This is a genomic window from Stutzerimonas tianxiuensis (assembly GCF_053470365.1).
Window position 1 is genome coordinate 58,790 of record NZ_JBPVWS010000008.1, and the last position, 16,388, is coordinate 75,177.

Consider the following 16,388-nt stretch of genomic DNA (forward strand, 5'->3'; position numbering starts at 1 on the left):
CCTGGGGTAGCGGGGGATTACTAACCAAATGTGCGATTAGTGCAGTGTCGAAAAATCGGACTATTGCTTCGATGGAAGCGGGTTAGCCGTACGACGCCGGCGTCGATTACGTTGTGGAAACAGCGCCTGGCGAAGCAGTACGAAGAGACTTTCAACGATCCATGCGAGCAATAGCGCACAGCTCAGACCCCACGCGATCGCCTCAGGTGCCAGTAACACCCGGAACCGATAGCCACTCCAGACTTGCTGCCGGATCGCCCGGTCTGCGCCTATTAAAACGTGCCAAGCCTGCGCATACCAAGGCCCCTCCATGATCCGCCATTCGCGGTCGAGCAAGCGTGCACGCTCGACCAACGCCGAGACACTGCTGGCATCGCTCTGGATCACCGGATCTTCGCTGGCGCGGTAATGCTCGACCAGTGCGTTAAGGTCACCTTCGAAAAATTTCCCGGCGGTGTCCTGAAACCCTGCCAGGCCTTGGTGGGCCTCTAGGCGACGCGCCTCGACCTGATTAGCATAGGCCTCAATGAAGCCCGGTACCTGAACGCCGACGAGCAACCCGAGGGCGAACAAGGTAAGCCGCAAATAGCTTCGCAGCATCACTGCACCTGCCCGCGTGCGACGCACTCGCCCAACCGCCACAGCGTCCATTCGCCCGATTGATGGACGTCCCACTGTTCATTGTCGGTCAGCGGCTCGGTCGCCAGCACGGTCACGACGTCGTTGGGCGTCGTCTCGGCGTTGAAATCCACCGTTAATTCGGCATCTTTCAACTGAGCTGGGCCAAACGGCGCGCGACGGGTGATCTGCGCCAGCTTGGTCGAGCAGAAGCTGAACAACCATTCGCCGTTGCTGAGCAAACAGTTGAACACGCCCTTGGTCCGGTAACCGGCGCAGGCATCGAGCAGATGAGGGATCAAATCTTCCGCTGCGACTCGCTCGGGGAAGTCGCCGCGTATCTGATTAAGCAGGTCGCAAAATGCCGCTTCGCTGTCGGTATCCCCTACCGGCTGATAGAAGCCACGTGCTGGGCTGAAATCTGCTAGCTGCCCGTTGTGGGCAAAACACCAGTGCTGCCCCCATAGCTCACGCACGAAAGGATGCGTATTGACCAGCCCGACCTTGCCCACATTGGCGTGACGGATATGGCCGATCACCACATGACTTTTGATCAGATAGTGCTGGACCATCTTCGCTACTTCCGACTCGCAGCTCGCCACCGGATCCTGAAACAGCCGCAAACCGCGACCTTCATAAAACGCGATGCCCCAACCGTCCTTGTGTGGCCCAGTACGGCCACCGCGTTGCATCAATCCGGTAAAACTGAAGTGGATGTCGGTCGGTACATTGGCGCTCATGCCGAGCAGTTCACACATGCGCTATCTCCCGGTAGTTCCTGCTGCGCCTGGGGCGAGAAAGGTAGAGTCAGAGTCTGGGTTCGGTACGCGCCTGATAGCGGTTCGTCGGGCGGAGGTCATCGTCATCGTCTTCAAGTCGCTCGCGCAGAGTACGAGGGTCCTCATGGCGCGATTGGCTCCCCTGCTGCTTCATTCGGCGTTCGAACAGCCAGCGTATGACCGCAAATATTGAGTAGATCGCGAATGCGACCAATCCGTAGAGCGCGAGGTCAGCCACGGCACGCCAGGCATTGCTGCCAACGTTGAAAAGCAGATCCAGCATGGTGATGGCGACCGCCGGGGCGAACAGCTCCTTGGCGGGGTCGACGATGGTCGGCGTCAGCAGCAGCACAGCAACAATCAGCCGCAACGGTTCGCGCAACCATCGCCACATAGGGCGAGTAATGCGCATCCAGACCAGCAGACAGCCCAGCGCGGCGACTCCGTAGGCAGACCAGGCGAGCAGATATTCATTGGCGAGTAGGAACATAACGATCTCTGTACAGACCGGAGGAAGCACCGGCATTAACGGCGGACATGATAACAGTGGTGAACCGCGGCACGGCTAGCTACCTGATGCGATGCACGCTGGCCATTACGCATCCAACGCCGTATAAACCCTGAAAAAAACGCGTCGCAGCCCACACCGCGTGCCTAGAAGCCATACTTGTAGCAACCGACACTTCAGGAGATTCACCATGATCTACCAGCATATTCTGGTCGCCACCGACCTGAACGACGACTGTCACCCGGTGGTAGCGCGCGCCCAGGCGCTGGCGACAGCCAGCGGCGCGAAACTGGCCTTGGTCCATGTCATCGAGCCCATGGCCATGGCTTTCGGCGGGGATGTGCCGATGGATCTTTCCATGCTGCAACAGCAGCAGTTCGATCAAGCCCGCGAGCGCCTGGCCGTATTCGCCGATCGCTACCCTGGCCTTACCGCCGACCAACGCCACCTGGCTTACGGCCAGCCCCGCCAGGAGGTGCACCGGCTGGCCAAGGAGCAAGGCTGCGATCTGGTCGTGGTGGGCAGCCATGGCCGCCATGGCCTGGCTTTGCTGCTCGGCTCAACCTCCAATGACATCCTTCACGGTGCACCCTGCGATGTGCTTGCCGTGCGCCTGAAAAAACCCGAGTGAGCCCTCGAAACGGCCTGAACCGAGAGTCGATTCAGGCCGTTTCGACGTTCTCATTGGCGCTCATCACCAATGGTCGGATCTTTTGCAGCTGGGTTTCCAGTGAATAGGTCAGGCTCGATGCCATTGAAAAAAAGGTCAGAAAGGCCTTGAGATTGGAGTCACCATGGCAGGTGTCATGGATACGCTGCCAGAACGCCTGGTTGACCAGCTGCAACTGCTGAAATGAGCGCACCAGTCCGCGCAGCTCCCAGTCGGCATGCCGCCCCTCGCGCAGATTGAAATACTGTTGCGCCAGATACAGTGATACAGCACGCAACACGAACTCCTGGTTGCTGGCGAACGGCAAGTGCTGATGGGCCATCGGTTTGAGCCGGCCGAGCACCGGGCAGGCGCTGGTGGCCATGATGACGCCAAGTAACGCTCGCAGGCCCTCCTCCAATCCCACCAGTTTGTTGTACTCCCGCTCCGGCGTGCGAACGCGCACATGCGCCTTGCGGATGGCGGGCAGGCCCTGGAAGTCTTCGATTACCTGATGCAGGTCGACCGCAGCCGGGCAATGACTGTGCTGGTCGCGCTTCAGCGGACAGTTGTTGCACTGCTGATGATCCAAACGCGTCCACTTGGGCGCTTGTTTCGCGGCCTCGTGATCAAAGGCACGGTCCAGCTCGATCCGGTAACTGAATTCGTGCTCATCGTCGAGAATGATGCGGTATTCGATAGCCATCTATGCTCCGTCCAATGCTGCCAGATGTTCCGTTCAATCAGGTTCCGTCAATCAGCCGGACGTTTCATTCCGCATGCGCCTAGGCTGTACGCGGCTTTTTTCGAGCGTGCCGAAGCAGAAGCCGCCCGGCGTTTCAGCCTTCCAGCTCAGCCCAACGCTCTAGCAATTCATCGAGCTCTCGTTGCATTGCCTCAAGCTTCGCTATCGTTTCGCCGGATCGCTCGGCGCTCTGCTGATAGAAGGTCGGCTGCGCCATCTCCTCCTGCAGCCCGGCAATACTCTTTTCGGCAGCATCGATCTTTCCTGGTAGCGCCTCGAGTTCGCGCTGAACCTTGTAACTCAGTTTCTTCTTCGCCGGAACGGGTTCGGCAGGTCTGGGTGCAGCCGCCGTGGTCGCCTCGGATTTGCTCTCCTTACCGTCTTTCGCCTCACCGACGCCGAGCAGCTTTACCGAGCCGCCCTGGCGCAGCCAATCCTGATAGCCACCGACATACTCACGAACCACGCCGTTGCCTTCGAACACCAGTGTGCTGGTCACCACGTTATCGAGGAATGCCCGGTCGTGGCTGACCATCAATACCGTGCCCTGGAATCCCAGCAGGACTTCCTCAAGAAGCTCGAGCGTTTCCACATCGAGATCGTTAGTGGGTTCGTCCAGGACCAGCAGGTTGGCGGGTTTGCTGAACAACTTAGCCAGCAAGAGCCGTGCCCGCTCGCCGCCCGAGAGCGCCTTGACAGGCGTGCGAGCGCGCTGAGGGCTGAACAGGAAATCCCCGAGGTAACTCAGGACATGTCGGTTCTGGCCATCGATGGTGATGAAATCGCGCCCCTCGGCTACGTTGTCGACCACGGTCTTTTCCAGCTCCAGCTGGTGACGCAGTTGGTCGAAATATGCCACTTCCAGCTTGGTCCCGGCTTCTACCGTACCGCTGGTTGGCTGCAGATCACCCAGCAGAAGTTTCAGCAACGTAGTCTTGCCGGTGCCATTTGCGCCGAGCAAGCCAATACGGTCACCGCGCTGCAGCACCATGGAGAAATCACGAATCAGCGGCTCGCCGCCAGGATGGGAAAAACTCGCATGCTCCACGACGATGACCTGCTTGCCGGACTTTTCAGCCGCATCAATCTGGAGATTGGCTTTGCCCTGGTGTTCGCGACGCTCGCTACGTTCAGCACGCAGCGCTTTCAGCGCCCGCACGCGGCCCTCGTTGCGGGTACGGCGCGCCTTGATACCCTGACGAATCCAGACTTCTTCCTGGGCAAGCTTCTTGTCGAACAGCGCATTGGCGGTTTCTTCAGCTGCCAGTTGCTGCTCCTTGTGTACCAGAAAGCTCGCGTAGTCGCCGTTCCAGTCGATCATGTGCCCACGATCGAGCTCCAGGATTCGGGTTGCCAGGTTCTGCAGGAATGCCCGGTCGTGGGTGATGAACAGCACCGCACCATTGAAGCCGGTGAGCGCCTCTTCCAGCCAGGCGATAGCGCCGATATCCAAGTGGTTGGTCGGCTCGTCGAGCAGCAGCAGATCCGGCTCGGACACCAGCGCCTGTGCCAGCAGCACGCGCCGGCGCCACCCACCGGACAATTCGGCGAGGGTCTTATCGGCCGGCAGCTGCAAGCGGCTCAGGGTGCTGTCGACCAGCTGCTGCAGGCGCCAACCATCTTTGGCTTCGAGCTCCTGCTGGACGTGCATGAGCTTATCGAGGTCAGCCTCGTTCTGAATGTTCTGGCTCAGGTGATGATAATCAGCGAGCAGCTGACCCACGCCCGCGAGCCCCTCGGCCACGACATCGAATACGGTGCGCTCATCGGCGACCGGCAGCTCCTGAGGCAGCTCGCCGATTTTCAGTCCTGGCGCACGCCAGATCTCGCCGTCGTCCGGCAGCTGGCTGCCCTTGACCAAGCTGAGCATGCTGGATTTTCCGGTGCCGTTACGGCCGATAATGCACACCCGCTCACCCCGCGCAATCTGCCAGGACACTCCATCGAGCAATGGATTGTTGCCATAGGCGAGGGACACATCGGTCAACTTGAGCAGGGTCATGGCTATCTCCGGAAAACAGGGCGCGCATTCTAACAGAAGGCAGCGGTCCGTCGGGCTCTGACGAACACCGATCAACCTGCTTGAGGACAGGTTATCGCCGACGTTTTCAGCCTCTATCCGAAGGGGTCGGGGCAGTCTGGAACGGACGATGGCATGACGCTCGTCGGAAGTTTCGCTTTGACGCTTTCCAGCGCTTAATCCTCGTTTAACTGCTGGACCGGCCAAGCTAAGCTAGCCCCAAGAAATCCCCCTCCGTACCCCCGTTTTCGGAAGTCTCATGCGCGGTCGACTCTCCAGTGTTTGTTTGTGCCTTTTCTTCACCGTCGCCACCCTCGAAACCACTCAAGCCGCGAGCCTGCAGCAGGAGCGTCAGTTCTACGACGAAGCCAAGCGGGCTTTGGCCAAGGGCGATAGCGGGCCCTACCGGCGTTACGCCAACGCGCTGCGCGATTATCCGCTTGAGCCTTATCTGGCATATGACGAACTGACCGCACGGTTGAAAACCGCCAGCAACGACGAGGTGGAAAAATTTCTCGCCGAGCACGGAGATCTGCCACAGGCGAGCTGGATGAAGCTTCGCTGGCTGCGACTGCTGGCTGCACGTGGCGACTGGCGCCCCTTCGTCGCCCACTACGACCCAAAGATGAATTTCACCGAGCTCGACTGCCTGTATGGTCAGTACCAGCTCATCAGCGGGCAGAAAGAACAGGGCTATGCCACCGCCGAAAAGCTCTGGCTGGTCGGCAAGTCCCAGCACAACGCCTGCGATGCCTTGTTCGAGCGCTGGGAAGACGCGGGTCAGCTGACCGAGGAGCTGCGCTGGAAGCGCGCCAAACTGGCGGTCGAGAGCGGCAACTATGGCCTGGCCAAGTTCCTGATCAAAAGTCTACCGACGCTGAAAGTGCAGGGAGAACTGCTGATCGATGTCGCGCAGAAGCCACAGCTGCTCAGCCAGCCCGAGCGCTTTTCACCGGCCACCGAAACCATGGGTGATATCGTCTCGATAGGCTTGCGCCGGCTGGCCCGTGCAAACCCGGAGCAAGCCCTTGGACTGCTCGACAGTTACGCCAGGCGGATGTCGTTCTCGGCAGAGGAGAAGGTCTCCATTGCACGCCAGATTGGCCTTACGCTCGCTAAGCGTTTCGATCCCCGCGCGCTGAAAATTATGGCCGAGTACGACCCAGAACTGCGTGATGACACCGTCAGCGAATGGCGGGCTCGGCTGTTGCTGCGCCTGGGCCGCTGGGATGACGTCTATGCGCTGACTCAGCGGTTCCCCGAGGAACTCGCCAACAGCAATCGCTGGCGTTATTGGAAGGCACGCAGCCTAGAACTGGCAAAGCCTAACGATAAGCAAGCCATCGAGCTCTACCAGCCGGTTGCCGGGGAGCGCGACTTTTACGGCTTCCTTTCGGCAGACCGCATCCAGGCGCCCTACAAGCTCAACCATCAACCGCTCGCGCTCGACCCGAAACTGGTACAGAAGGTTCGCAATACCGCTGGTATCCGCCGCGCCATGGAATTTCATGCGCGAGGGCAGATCGTCGACGGACGCCGCGAGTGGTATCACGTCAGCCGACTGTTCAGCCGCGACGAACTGGTCGCCCAGGCGCGACTGGCCTATGAATTGGAATGGTACTTCCCGGCCATCCGCACCATCAGCCAGGCGAAGTATTGGGACGACCTGGACATCCGTTTCCCCATGGCACATCGCAGTAGTCTGGTAAACGCCGCGAAGGCGCGTGAGATTCACCCGAGTTGGGTATTTGCGATCACTCGCCAGGAAAGCGCATTCATGGCCGATGCCCGCTCTCACGTAGGTGCCTCGGGCCTGATGCAGCTGATGCCGGCTACCGCGAAAGAAACCGCCAGGCGCTTTGGCATTCCGTTGGCGTCGCCCCAGCAAGTGCTCAACCCCAACGTCAATATCCAGCTAGGTGCTGCCTATCTCAGCCAGATCTATGGTCAGTTCAACGGGAATCGGGTGCTAGCCTCGGCTGCCTACAACGCCGGCCCTGGGCGGGTTCGACAGTGGCTGAAGAATGCTCAACATCTGCCGTTTGACGTCTGGGTCGAAAATATTCCGTTCGATGAAACCCGCCAGTACGTGCAAAACGTCCTGACCTATTCGGTCATCTACGGGCAGAAACTCAATTCGCCGCAACCACTGGTTGAATGGCACGAGCGCTACTTCGACAGTCAGCGATAGGCTGCGGATCCGACTTGATGAGCTGCGGCATGCGCCGCAGCCTTCAAATCGCCCGTCTTAGCCGTAGCGCCATTTTTGAGAGATTAGCGTTGTTCTGGCTACGCCTGCTCGAGCACTTCAACGGGCATACCAACCTGCAACAAGCCAGTGCCTTCGGCGATCAGATTCTGACCGAAGAACACGCCACCCTCCCCCTTGCGGTAGCCCATCAGCGTAGCCAGCGGCTCGCGATCAGGGTTGCGCTCCCCGCTAAGGGGGTCGATGGTCGGGATGATGCAGCGCGAGCAGGGCTTGACCACGCGGAATGTCAGATCACCGATGCGGATGCGCCGCCAGCCATCTTCTGCGTAAGGCGCCGCCCCGGCAATCACCAGATTCGGCCGAAATCGGCGCGCGTCAAGCAACTGTCCGACTCGCGCCGATAGGTCGTCGAGTGACCGCTGGCCAATCAGAAGGAAGGGGAAACCATCACTGAACGCTGTGCGTTCACCTGGCCGTGCGTAGTCCTGATCGACCTGGATGCCACGCGAAGTCGGCAAATGCACCAGACGACAGGGATGATCAAGCAGCCCCGTCAGCCATCCAGCCGCAGCGTCACCCGCATCGGGCACCCGTACACTTTCGCGCCAGATCAGCACGCCACGCTCAACGGCACCTTGCTCCGGAACCGCCACACGCAACGCATCCATCCCTGGCGCGGTCAACAGCAGCTCCGTGCCGCCCTGCCAGCGGGCATCCAACAGGGCCATGCGTGGCAGCATTCGCTGGGTCAGGAATTTCCCGCTTGCAGCGTCCACTACCATCCAGCGCCGGTCACCGCACAAGCCAAGCTCGTCGCATCGTTCATGCTCCAGCAGCTCAGCCGAACCGGACTTGAGCGGAAAACGATACAGAGCGGCAAGGTGCATGCTGGGCCCTCTATTGGTCGATCAGGTCAGTGTTTTTCGTCCAGCAACAAACGTTCGCGGACGACGTCGACCAGTTTCTCCGGCTGAAACTTGGAAAGGAAGTTGTCGCAGCCGACTTTTTGCACCATTGCCAGGTTGAAGCTGCCAGAAAGCGACGTATGCAACACCACGTAGAGATCGCGCAGGCGAGGATCGTTGCGGATCTCAGTGGTGAGACGGTAGCCGTCCATCTCCGGCATTTCGGCGTCGGTGAATACCATGAGCAGTCGATCGGTGAGTACTTCACCGCTATCCGCCCAGGCCTTCAGTTTGTTCAAGCCCTTCATGCCGTCGCTGGCGGAATGAACCGTGATACCCAGCTGGCTCAGGGTTTCACGCAGTTGCGCCAGGGCCACAGTCGAGTCGTCTACGCAGAGGACCTCACGCCCCCTGGCACGCTCGAGCACCGGATCGGTCAAACGCTCCGGTGCGATGCTGGTGTTGTACGGAACGATCTCGGCCAGGACCTTTTCCACGTCGATCACTTCGACCAGCTTATCCTCGACTTTGGTGATTGCAGTGAGATAGTGCTGCCGTCCCGCAGTGGTCGGCGGCGGTAGCACCTCCTCCCAGTTGAGGTTGAGGATGCGGTCCACACCGCCGACCAGAAAGGCCTGAATCGAGCGGTTGTATTCGGTCACGATGATGGTACTGCTTTCATCCGGTACCAACGGCCGCAAGCCTATGGCTCGCGACAGGTCGATGACCGGCAAGGTCTGCCCGCGAAGGTTCACAACGCCGCACACCGAGCCGTGGCGGTGCGGCATCAGCGTCATCTTCGGCAGCTGCACAACCTCTTGCACCTTGAACACGTTGATCGCGAACTGTTGCCGTCCGGAAAGACGGAACATGAGAATTTCCAGACGGTTCTGCCCCACCAATCGGGTGCGTTGATCGACTGACTCCAGAATGCCGGCCATTGCGGGCTCCTTTGGCGAATAGGGACTAAGGAGCTATCGGCCGCAAACGTCCGGGCTTTATCCACCGGCAATAGAATTTATCTCCCGCCCGCATGCACTGCTCGCATACGGAACCGCAAACGGTCAGGCGGATGGATGATCGTTCTCTATCAGCGGCTCGTCCCGCAGCAATGGGCTATCCACAGGAAGGTGCAAACGCAGTGCTCGCCGTTTCACGGAAAAATGCATCTGCTTTGCCGCGATCGGCTCGCCATCAAGATTAATACTGATTTCTTCTGGCGCTTCTACCTCGAACCAGGGTGCACGGGCTTTGACCGAGACGGTATCTATACCCAGCAGACCGCCACTCAGCAAGGTGCCGAGGGTCCCGACCGCATCAGCCGGAGCTGGAACGATGCAGATGTCGAGCAGTCCGTCATCGATCGAGGCCTGAGGACAAAGCTGCTGCCCACCACCGGACTGGCGGCCATTACCGATGCCCAGCGCCAGAAACTCCCCCTCCCAGGTGAAGTCAGGCGCCACGAAGCGGCCCCAGGTGGAGCGCAGCTCACTGAAGCGGGACAAGCCGGTCAGCAGATACGCACTGCCGCCGAGAACCCGCTTGAGCTCCGACGATGTGGTGGCGGTGACCTTGGAGCCAAAGCCACCTGTCGCCATATTCATGAACAGTTCGCCGTTCATTTCGCCGACGTCTACCCAAACTGGCTCTCGATTCAACAACGTGAGTGCATCGAACGGTGCGAGCGGAATTTCCGCCGCATGAGCAAAATCATTAGCGGTGCCGAGCGGTAACACCGCCAAGCTCGCGTCAGAACCACTGTCGAGCAACGCCTGCGCCATCTCGCGCAGTGTTCCGTCACCGCCTCCCGAGACCAGCGTCCGATATCCCGCCGCCAGCGCTTCACTGACCAAGCGCGCGGTGTCGCCTGGTTCCCACGTCACCCGCACCGCCAGTTCATTGCCTAACTTGCGCCATTCGGTAACGGCCTCTCTGACTTCTTCGTTGAGCCCTTGCTTCCCGTGGAGGACGAGCAATGCCTTGGGTTCATTCATGCCAATCGTTCCAGTCATCCGTATCGGTATGCGCAGATAGACCTGTTTGCACCGCATAAAGTTGTGAAAAGGCAACCGCATACGGGGTTAAGCCGAGTTACCAAAACGCTGACCACCGGTCAGCGCAGGGCGCTGAAAAAACGCTTAGATGCAACGCAATAATCAATTTAACCGTTGTAAATCAAGCATTTGCGCCATGCATTTAATTCTTTCGCAGCGATAGGCTCTTTGTATGGTTTCGGTGAACTCATTTCCTGCAGGGCGGTCGGAGCTGTTGTCCAGGTGAAGGTTGCGATAGCGGCCTGCCATCAGAACCGCGGATCGCGGCGATCAAAACGAGTATTGAGCTAGTAATAGCCATAGGAAGGAGCCTTGTATGCGCTTACAGTCCGTTGGAACCCTTGAGTACGCCCACCCCAGCTTCGTAGATTACTTTCTTGCCAGCATTCGTCTAATTCACGGGCTGACCTCAGTGCTGCCGGGCGTTCTGTTGTTGCTATTTCTGCCCCTAGACCTGCCCGCAGGCGGAGGCACATTCAGCACCTTCCTGATGTTTTTTGGCGTGATCAGCGTTGTCATCTTCCAATCGGTTGGCATCTACCGTGAGGAAGTATTCAGCACGCTGCTGCGCTTCCGCACCATGCTCGTCGCCTGGGCCGCGGCTTTCAGCCTGATGATCTTCATGCACCAGGGGCTGGGCATGTTTGGCTACCTCGAAGCCAAACACCTGACCTTCTGGTTCGTCACCAGTGGCATCCTGTTCGGTGCCGAACGACTGATGATGCTCGCTCTTTTTCGCCGGCTGATGGCAAAAGGCGTTTATCTGCAGAATGCCGTAATTCTGGGCGGCACCGACAATGGTGTGCGTGTTGCCGAGTATCTGGCTCACCACCGCGATATCCGCACAGGCGTGCTCGGCTTCATCGACGACCGCCTTGAGCGTCTTCCGGACACGCTGGCTGATCTACCGCTGCTGGGCAATACCCGCGACCTGGAGCAGATGATTCGTGAAGAAAAGGTGACTCAAGTGCTGGTCGCCCTGCCCTGGTTTGCCGACAGCCGCATCGGCCAGCTGATCAACGAGTTGCGCAGACTTCCGGTCAACGTTCTGCTGGTACCGGACATGGTCGCCTTCCGCCATGCCAACAAGCGCATCACCGAAGTTGGTGGATTGCCGACGCTGATTGCCTCCGATCTGCCACTGCGTGGCTGGTCGCCAATGTTCAAGCGCATCGAAGACATCATGCTGTCCAGCCTTGCCTTGCTGGCGGCCGCCCCCGTCATGCTGCTGCTCGCTCTGGCGATCAAGCTCGACTCGCCCGGTCCGGTGTTGTTCAAGCAGAAGCGCTACGGTTACAACAACCGACTGATCGAAGTCTTCAAGTTCCGCTCGATGTACCACGCCAAGTCCGACGCCAATGCCGAACGGCAAACGACGCGCAACGATGACCGCATCACCCGGGTGGGTCGCTTTATTCGCAAAACCAGCCTCGACGAGTTGCCGCAGCTGCTCAACGTGTTCCTGGGCAGCATGTCCATGGTCGGACCTCGCCCCCATGCGACCGCGACCAAGGCCGCAGGCGTGCTGTTTGAGGACGCCGTATCGGAATACTCCGCACGCCACCGCGTCAAACCCGGCATCACCGGCTGGGCGCAGATCAATGGCTACCGTGGCGAGACCGACACAGTCGAGAAGATCGAGAAGCGCGTGGAGTACGACCTCGATTACATCGAACGCTGGTCGGTCTGGTTCGACATCTACATCCTTGCCCGGACCGTCCCCGCCCTGCTGCTCAACAAGGACGTCTACTGACTGCCACACGCATTGACCAGCTCCAAACTGGCAACACGCCACATTACATGCGCGAGCGCAGCAGGAAGATTGAACTAATGAAGCGAGCCAACATCAGATTTGCGTTCTGCAACAGGCAGACCTGTTCGCCCACTAAACCAGGGCTACGAGGCTGAGCAAATGTTCCAGAACATATTGATTGTCTGTGTGGGCAACATCTGCAGAAGCCCCGCAGCCGAAGCATTGCTAGCCCACAAACTCGAGGGCAAAGGCCTGACGATCAGCTCGGCAGGCATAGGTGCCTTAGTAGGCAACCCGATGGACAAGACGGCACATGAGGTGCTTAACGACCATGGAGTGGAACACACGGCTCACCGTGCGCGTCAGGTCGATAGCGAAATGCTACACCGCGCAGACCTGATCCTTGTGATGGAGCAGAGCCACATCCAACACATTCGTCAGATCGCACCCGAAGTACACGGCAAAACCTTTCTGCTGGGTAAATGGCTGGACGATACGGAAATCCCTGATCCCTACCGCCAGTCCAAGCCCGCATTCGAACATGTTCACAGCCTTCTGACCCAGTCCGTCGAAAGCTGGCTTCCTTACCTGAAATAGAAGAAGGAACTTCAATGACCACCATGCCCCGACCCATTTATGAAACAAAAGAGGACAAGGACATTGACCTGGCCCACCTCTTTGACACGTTTCTAAACAACCGAGCGCTGATTCTTACCATAACGGGGTTTTTCGCCGCGCTGGGGGTTGCCTATGCGCTGCTCTCGACACCGGTATATCTGGCCAGTGCAATGATCCAGATCCAGGCTAAGGGCGGCCTGCCGAGCCTCACCGACGTGGTCGGCACCGCTCCCGCCGTTTCGCCGGCGCAAACAGAGATCGCCCTGCTCAAATCACGCTCGGTCGTGGGTAGCGCAGTCGAAGATCTGAACCTCGATATCATCATCGAGCCTCACCACTTCCCGGTGTTCGGCGGTTATATCTTCCGTAGATTCGAGCCAACCGAGGAAGGTGAGCTGGGCTGGTATCCGGAAGGCTTCGAGTCCTATGCCTGGGGCGGCGAATCGCTGCGCGTCACCCAGCTGATCGTGCCAGACAAGATGCATGGCGAAGAACTGACACTGGAAGCGGCCGAAAACAACGGATTCATCCTGCGCGACACCGACGGCGAGGTGGTCGTTCAAGGCGTCGTCGGCGAGCCCATCGAGACCCCGGATTACGGCATCACCGTGGCGGAGCTTAATGCACGGCCGGGCACCACTTTTACCGTGGTCAAGAACCGCACCTACGCCACTACCGAGGACTATCAGAACCGCTTGAACGCTGGTGAGCGCGGCAAGCAGTCGGGCATCCTCAACGTGACACTGGAAGGGACCGATCCGGAAAAAGCGGTCAAGGTGCTGGAGGCGGTAGCCCAGCGCTACGTCGATCAGAATATTGCGCGCAATGCGGCCGAAGCGACCCAGAGCCTTGAATTCCTGAGCGAGCAGGTACCTGAGGTCCGCAAGAAGCTCGATGCCGCACAAACAGCGCTGAACGAATTCCAAACCGGCAACCGCTCGGTGGACATCTCTGCCGAAACCCAGTCGGTACTCGACCGCATTGTGGATCTGGAAAACCAGATTTCCGAGCAGAATCTAAAGCGCACCGAGATGGAGAGCCGCTTCACCCGTCAGCATCCTAATTTCCAGGCGCTGATGAACCAGATCAATCAACTGCAAGCGCAAAAGGCCGAACTGGAGAAGCAGATAGGCACCCTGCCCTCTACACAGCAGGAATTGTTGCGCCTCAACCGCGATGTCGAGGTGTCCTCCGAGACCTACTCGATGCTTCTTAACAAGACGCAAGAGCTGGATATCATCCGTGCCGGGACCGTGGGCAACGTTCGCATCGTCGACCACGCTGCGGCAGACATCGACGAGCCGATCAAACCCAACAAGCCGTTGATCGTCATCGTCGCTACGCTGCTTGGCGGCATTCTTGCTGTCGCCTTCGTCTATGTTCGTGAAGCTCTGAAGCGTGGCGTCGAAAATCCTGAAGAGATCGAGCGTGTAGGCATCCCGGTGTACGCAGCGATTCCGTTCAGCGAGAAACAAGGACTGCTGGAAAAACGCCTGGCCAATTTCAAGCGGGACAAGAGCAGCGCTTCGTATCTGCTTTCGATCAATGATCCAGCCGACCTGGCGACCGAAGCGATGCGCAGCCTGCGTACGAGCTTGCACTTCGCGATGATCGAAGCAAAAAACAACATCCTCATGATCACTGGACCAAGCCCAGCAGTGGGCAAGTCCTTCGTGACCAGCAACCTTGCCGCCGTCATCGCGCAGTCTGGCAAGAAGGTGCTGCTGATCGACGCCGACATGCGCAAGGGTTATCTGCACAAAGTCATGCGGTGCCAGGGTGAAAAAGGCCTGTCCGACATTTTGTCCGGCCGAATCACACTGTTCGATGCCATTCAGAAAACCCAGTTGAACAATCTGCATGTGATTACTCACGGCCAGCTGCCGCCTAACCCATCGGAACTGCTGATGCATGAGAACTTCTCGCGCTTCGTTAAAGAGATCAGCAGCATGTACGACCTGGTCATTTTCGATACGCCACCGATTCTGGCCGTAACCGACGCTGCACTGGTCGGCAGCCAGGCAGGCACCACCCTGATGGTGACGCGCTACGGGCTGAACGGAGTGAAAGAAATCGAGTTCGCCAAGCGCCGTCTTGAGCAGAACGGTCTCCTGGTCAAAGGCGTTATATTCAACGCCGTAGTGCGCAAGGCATCAACTTATAGCGAGTACGGTTACTACCAGTACGAGTACCAGAGCAAGTAACCCTTCTGGCTTTTGGAGTCCTGCAAGCTATCAGGCTCTGCCGCCGCTGCCCCCATTGCTACTAACCGAACCGTTCGCCTTGCACAAGGAGAACGGTTCGCATTATGCAATCGACTGAGCACTACAAAGCCGTCGAGTTGGTAGCGGCCCTTTGGAGATAAAGGTCATTATGGAACGTCGCCCCCTTTCTCTTTTATTCCGCACTGCAAGGTTAATAGCCGGCTTGTCTATTGCCGGGTGCATATCGGTCGCACAAGCGCAGCCCGACGATCACACAGGCATCGACTTGGTTGGCATTAACATGTCAGGCGCGAACTTCGCTCCTCACATCACACCCGGAAAAGTCGGCACCAATTATTTCTATCCGGAAGAAAAGTACTTCGAATACTACGCAAGCAAGAACATCCGCCTGATTCGGTTTCCCTTCATATGGGAACGCCTGCAACATGACCTTTACAAAGGCGTCAACTTTGATCAGATGCGGTTGCTAAAGCGGACGCTGGACTTCGCGGCCAAACATAACCAGAAAGTCATTCTGGATATGCACAACTATGGGCGGTACAAGGGCAAGCTGATCGGTTCGCCACAGGTGCCCTACGAGGCCTACGCAACTGTCTGGCGCAAGCTTGCGCAAGAGTTCAGAGACCACCCCGCGTTGCTGGGCTACGACATCATGAACGAGCCCCATTCCACAGATGGTCTTTGGCCTGGGGCTGCCCAGGCAGCAGTCGATGCCATCCGCCAGGTAGACATGGACACCTTGATATTCGTCGAAGGCGACCGCTGGGCCAGCACCTTTCACTGGCGCTACGTCAACGAGGACTTTCTGATCAACGATCCGGCAGACAAGATCATTTACGAGGGACACCTGTACCTCGACAAGGATTTTTCCGGGCGTTATGCCAAGGACGAAGTGGTCGACCCAATGCTGGGGGTGGAACGCGTTCGGCCGTTCGTCGAGTGGCTGAAGGAAAACAAGCTCAAGGGTTTCCTCGGCGAGTACGGTGTACCTGGGCATTCCGAATCGATGCTGATTGCCATGGACAATTTGCTTGGCTACCTCAACGAAAACTGCATGCCTAGCGCGTACTGGGCGGGCGGCCCGGGCTGGGGGAAATACGTGTTGGCTGTCGAGCCCATCGATGGCAAAGACAGACCTCAAATGGAGGTTTTGCAAAAACACATTTCCAATAGCTGCACGGAATACGGCCCTAAGCAGCAGCCTTGACAGACGCGTTGTCGCCCTGACTGTGGATGGCGGCATGGCCCGCGGCAAACAGTGTGAAGCCGTTCAGAAAGATTTCGATGAAATCTGAAAGATCG

General features: G+C 58.5%; 14 protein-coding genes. 6 read left to right on the forward strand and 8 right to left on the reverse strand.

Translation table 11 applies throughout. The annotated features are described in order from the left end of the window. Positions 1–60: 60 nt before the first annotated feature. The 3 genes from ACSSNI_RS11900 to ACSSNI_RS11910 are packed head-to-tail and all read right to left on the reverse strand — an operon-like array spanning position 61 to position 1,887. Positions 61–600, reverse strand: a complete 540-nt coding sequence (locus ACSSNI_RS11900) for a DUF2937 family protein (RefSeq protein ID WP_200638086.1) — start codon at positions 598–600, stop codon at positions 61–63. Next, complete coding sequence (locus tag ACSSNI_RS11905) at positions 600–1,376, reverse strand: class II glutamine amidotransferase (RefSeq protein WP_200638084.1); 777 nt, start codon at positions 1,374–1,376, stop codon at positions 600–602. Before ACSSNI_RS11905 ends, ACSSNI_RS11900 begins: the two co-directional genes overlap by 1 nt. 49 nt (positions 1,377–1,425) lie before the next feature. Continuing rightward, on the reverse strand, positions 1,426–1,887 hold the full coding sequence (locus ACSSNI_RS11910; protein ID WP_200638083.1) for an MFS transporter: 462 nt from the start codon (positions 1,885–1,887) through the stop codon (positions 1,426–1,428). 208 nt (positions 1,888–2,095) lie between these two features. Between ACSSNI_RS11910 and ACSSNI_RS11915 the strand changes: the two genes are divergently transcribed. Further along, entirely contained in the window at positions 2,096–2,536 is a 441-nt protein-coding gene (locus tag ACSSNI_RS11915) for a universal stress protein (RefSeq protein WP_148924953.1), read from the forward strand. A 31-nt stretch (positions 2,537–2,567) separates the two neighbouring features. On the opposite strand, the gene ACSSNI_RS11920 is transcribed toward ACSSNI_RS11915, so the two are convergent. Further along, complete coding sequence (locus tag ACSSNI_RS11920) at positions 2,568–3,260, reverse strand: DUF6901 family protein (protein WP_102834537.1); 693 nt, start codon at positions 3,258–3,260, stop codon at positions 2,568–2,570. A gap of 133 nt (positions 3,261–3,393) precedes the next feature. Continuing rightward, positions 3,394–5,301: an ATP-binding cassette domain-containing protein gene (locus tag ACSSNI_RS11925; protein WP_200638082.1), complete on the reverse strand. Its 1,908-nt coding sequence runs from the start codon at positions 5,299–5,301 to the stop codon at positions 3,394–3,396. Positions 5,302–5,578: 277 nt separating this feature from the next. Between ACSSNI_RS11925 and ACSSNI_RS11930 the strand changes: the two genes are divergently transcribed. Further along, a complete protein-coding gene (locus tag ACSSNI_RS11930) occupies positions 5,579–7,510 on the forward strand; it encodes a transglycosylase SLT domain-containing protein (protein WP_200638081.1) in 1,932 nt (643 codons plus the stop codon). Positions 7,511–7,608: 98 nt separating this feature from the next. Here ACSSNI_RS11930 and ACSSNI_RS11935 read toward each other — a convergent pair whose 3' ends face one another. The 3 genes from ACSSNI_RS11935 to yegS form a co-directional block, all read right to left on the reverse strand. Beyond that, the gene (locus ACSSNI_RS11935; protein ID WP_200638080.1) at positions 7,609–8,418 is read right to left on the reverse strand and encodes an MOSC domain-containing protein; all 810 of its coding nucleotides are present in this window, start codon (positions 8,416–8,418) and stop codon (positions 7,609–7,611) included. A 26-nt stretch (positions 8,419–8,444) separates the two neighbouring features. Continuing rightward, positions 8,445–9,377, reverse strand: a complete 933-nt coding sequence (locus ACSSNI_RS11940; protein WP_102834541.1) for a chemotaxis protein CheV — start codon at positions 9,375–9,377, stop codon at positions 8,445–8,447. 123 nt (positions 9,378–9,500) lie between these two features. Continuing rightward, positions 9,501–10,430: a lipid kinase YegS gene (gene yegS / locus ACSSNI_RS11945; RefSeq protein ID WP_200638079.1), complete on the reverse strand. Its 930-nt coding sequence runs from the start codon at positions 10,428–10,430 to the stop codon at positions 9,501–9,503. Between the two features lie 376 nt (positions 10,431–10,806). Between yegS and ACSSNI_RS11950 the strand changes: the two genes are divergently transcribed. The 4 genes from ACSSNI_RS11950 to ACSSNI_RS11965 all read left to right on the forward strand — a co-directional run bounded on the left by ACSSNI_RS11950 (position 10,807) and on the right by ACSSNI_RS11965 (position 16,293). Further along, positions 10,807–12,243 carry an undecaprenyl-phosphate glucose phosphotransferase gene (locus ACSSNI_RS11950; protein WP_102834543.1) on the forward strand — a complete coding sequence of 479 codons (1,437 nt, stop codon included), beginning with the start codon at positions 10,807–10,809 and terminating at the stop codon, positions 12,241–12,243. Positions 12,244–12,402: 159 nt separating this feature from the next. Then, a complete protein-coding gene (locus ACSSNI_RS11955; protein ID WP_102834544.1) occupies positions 12,403–12,840 on the forward strand; it encodes a low molecular weight protein-tyrosine-phosphatase in 438 nt (145 codons plus the stop codon). Between the two features lie 14 nt (positions 12,841–12,854). Next, the gene (locus tag ACSSNI_RS11960; protein WP_200638078.1) at positions 12,855–15,065 is read left to right on the forward strand and encodes a polysaccharide biosynthesis tyrosine autokinase; all 2,211 of its coding nucleotides are present in this window, start codon (positions 12,855–12,857) and stop codon (positions 15,063–15,065) included. A 169-nt stretch (positions 15,066–15,234) separates the two neighbouring features. Next, complete coding sequence (locus tag ACSSNI_RS11965; protein WP_200638205.1) at positions 15,235–16,293, forward strand: glycoside hydrolase family 5 protein; 1,059 nt, start codon at positions 15,235–15,237, stop codon at positions 16,291–16,293. Positions 16,294–16,388: the final 95 nt, after the last annotated feature.

Coding starts and splice junctions, on each gene's coding strand:
- ACSSNI_RS11965 (WP_200638205.1), top strand. CDS start 15,235: ATGGAACGTCGCCCCCTTTCTCTTTTATTCCGCACTGCAAGGTTAATA.
- ACSSNI_RS11940 (WP_102834541.1), bottom strand. CDS start 9,377: ATGGCCGGCATTCTGGAGTCAGTCGATCAACGCACCCGATTGGTGGGG.
- ACSSNI_RS11910 (WP_200638083.1), bottom strand. CDS start 1,887: ATGTTCCTACTCGCCAATGAATATCTGCTCGCCTGGTCTGCCTACGGA.
- ACSSNI_RS11935 (WP_200638080.1), bottom strand. CDS start 8,418: ATGCACCTTGCCGCTCTGTATCGTTTTCCGCTCAAGTCCGGTTCGGCT.
- ACSSNI_RS11920 (WP_102834537.1), bottom strand. CDS start 3,260: ATGGCTATCGAATACCGCATCATTCTCGACGATGAGCACGAATTCAGT.
- ACSSNI_RS11915 (WP_148924953.1), top strand. CDS start 2,096: ATGATCTACCAGCATATTCTGGTCGCCACCGACCTGAACGACGACTGT.
- ACSSNI_RS11905 (WP_200638084.1), bottom strand. CDS start 1,376: ATGTGTGAACTGCTCGGCATGAGCGCCAATGTACCGACCGACATCCAC.
- ACSSNI_RS11930 (WP_200638081.1), top strand. CDS start 5,579: ATGCGCGGTCGACTCTCCAGTGTTTGTTTGTGCCTTTTCTTCACCGTC.
- ACSSNI_RS11900 (WP_200638086.1), bottom strand. CDS start 600: ATGCTGCGAAGCTATTTGCGGCTTACCTTGTTCGCCCTCGGGTTGCTC.
- ACSSNI_RS11950 (WP_102834543.1), top strand. CDS start 10,807: ATGCGCTTACAGTCCGTTGGAACCCTTGAGTACGCCCACCCCAGCTTC.
- ACSSNI_RS11925 (WP_200638082.1), bottom strand. CDS start 5,301: ATGACCCTGCTCAAGTTGACCGATGTGTCCCTCGCCTATGGCAACAAT.
- ACSSNI_RS11960 (WP_200638078.1), top strand. CDS start 12,855: ATGACCACCATGCCCCGACCCATTTATGAAACAAAAGAGGACAAGGAC.
- yegS (WP_200638079.1), bottom strand. CDS start 10,430: ATGAATGAACCCAAGGCATTGCTCGTCCTCCACGGGAAGCAAGGGCTC.
- ACSSNI_RS11955 (WP_102834544.1), top strand. CDS start 12,403: ATGTTCCAGAACATATTGATTGTCTGTGTGGGCAACATCTGCAGAAGC.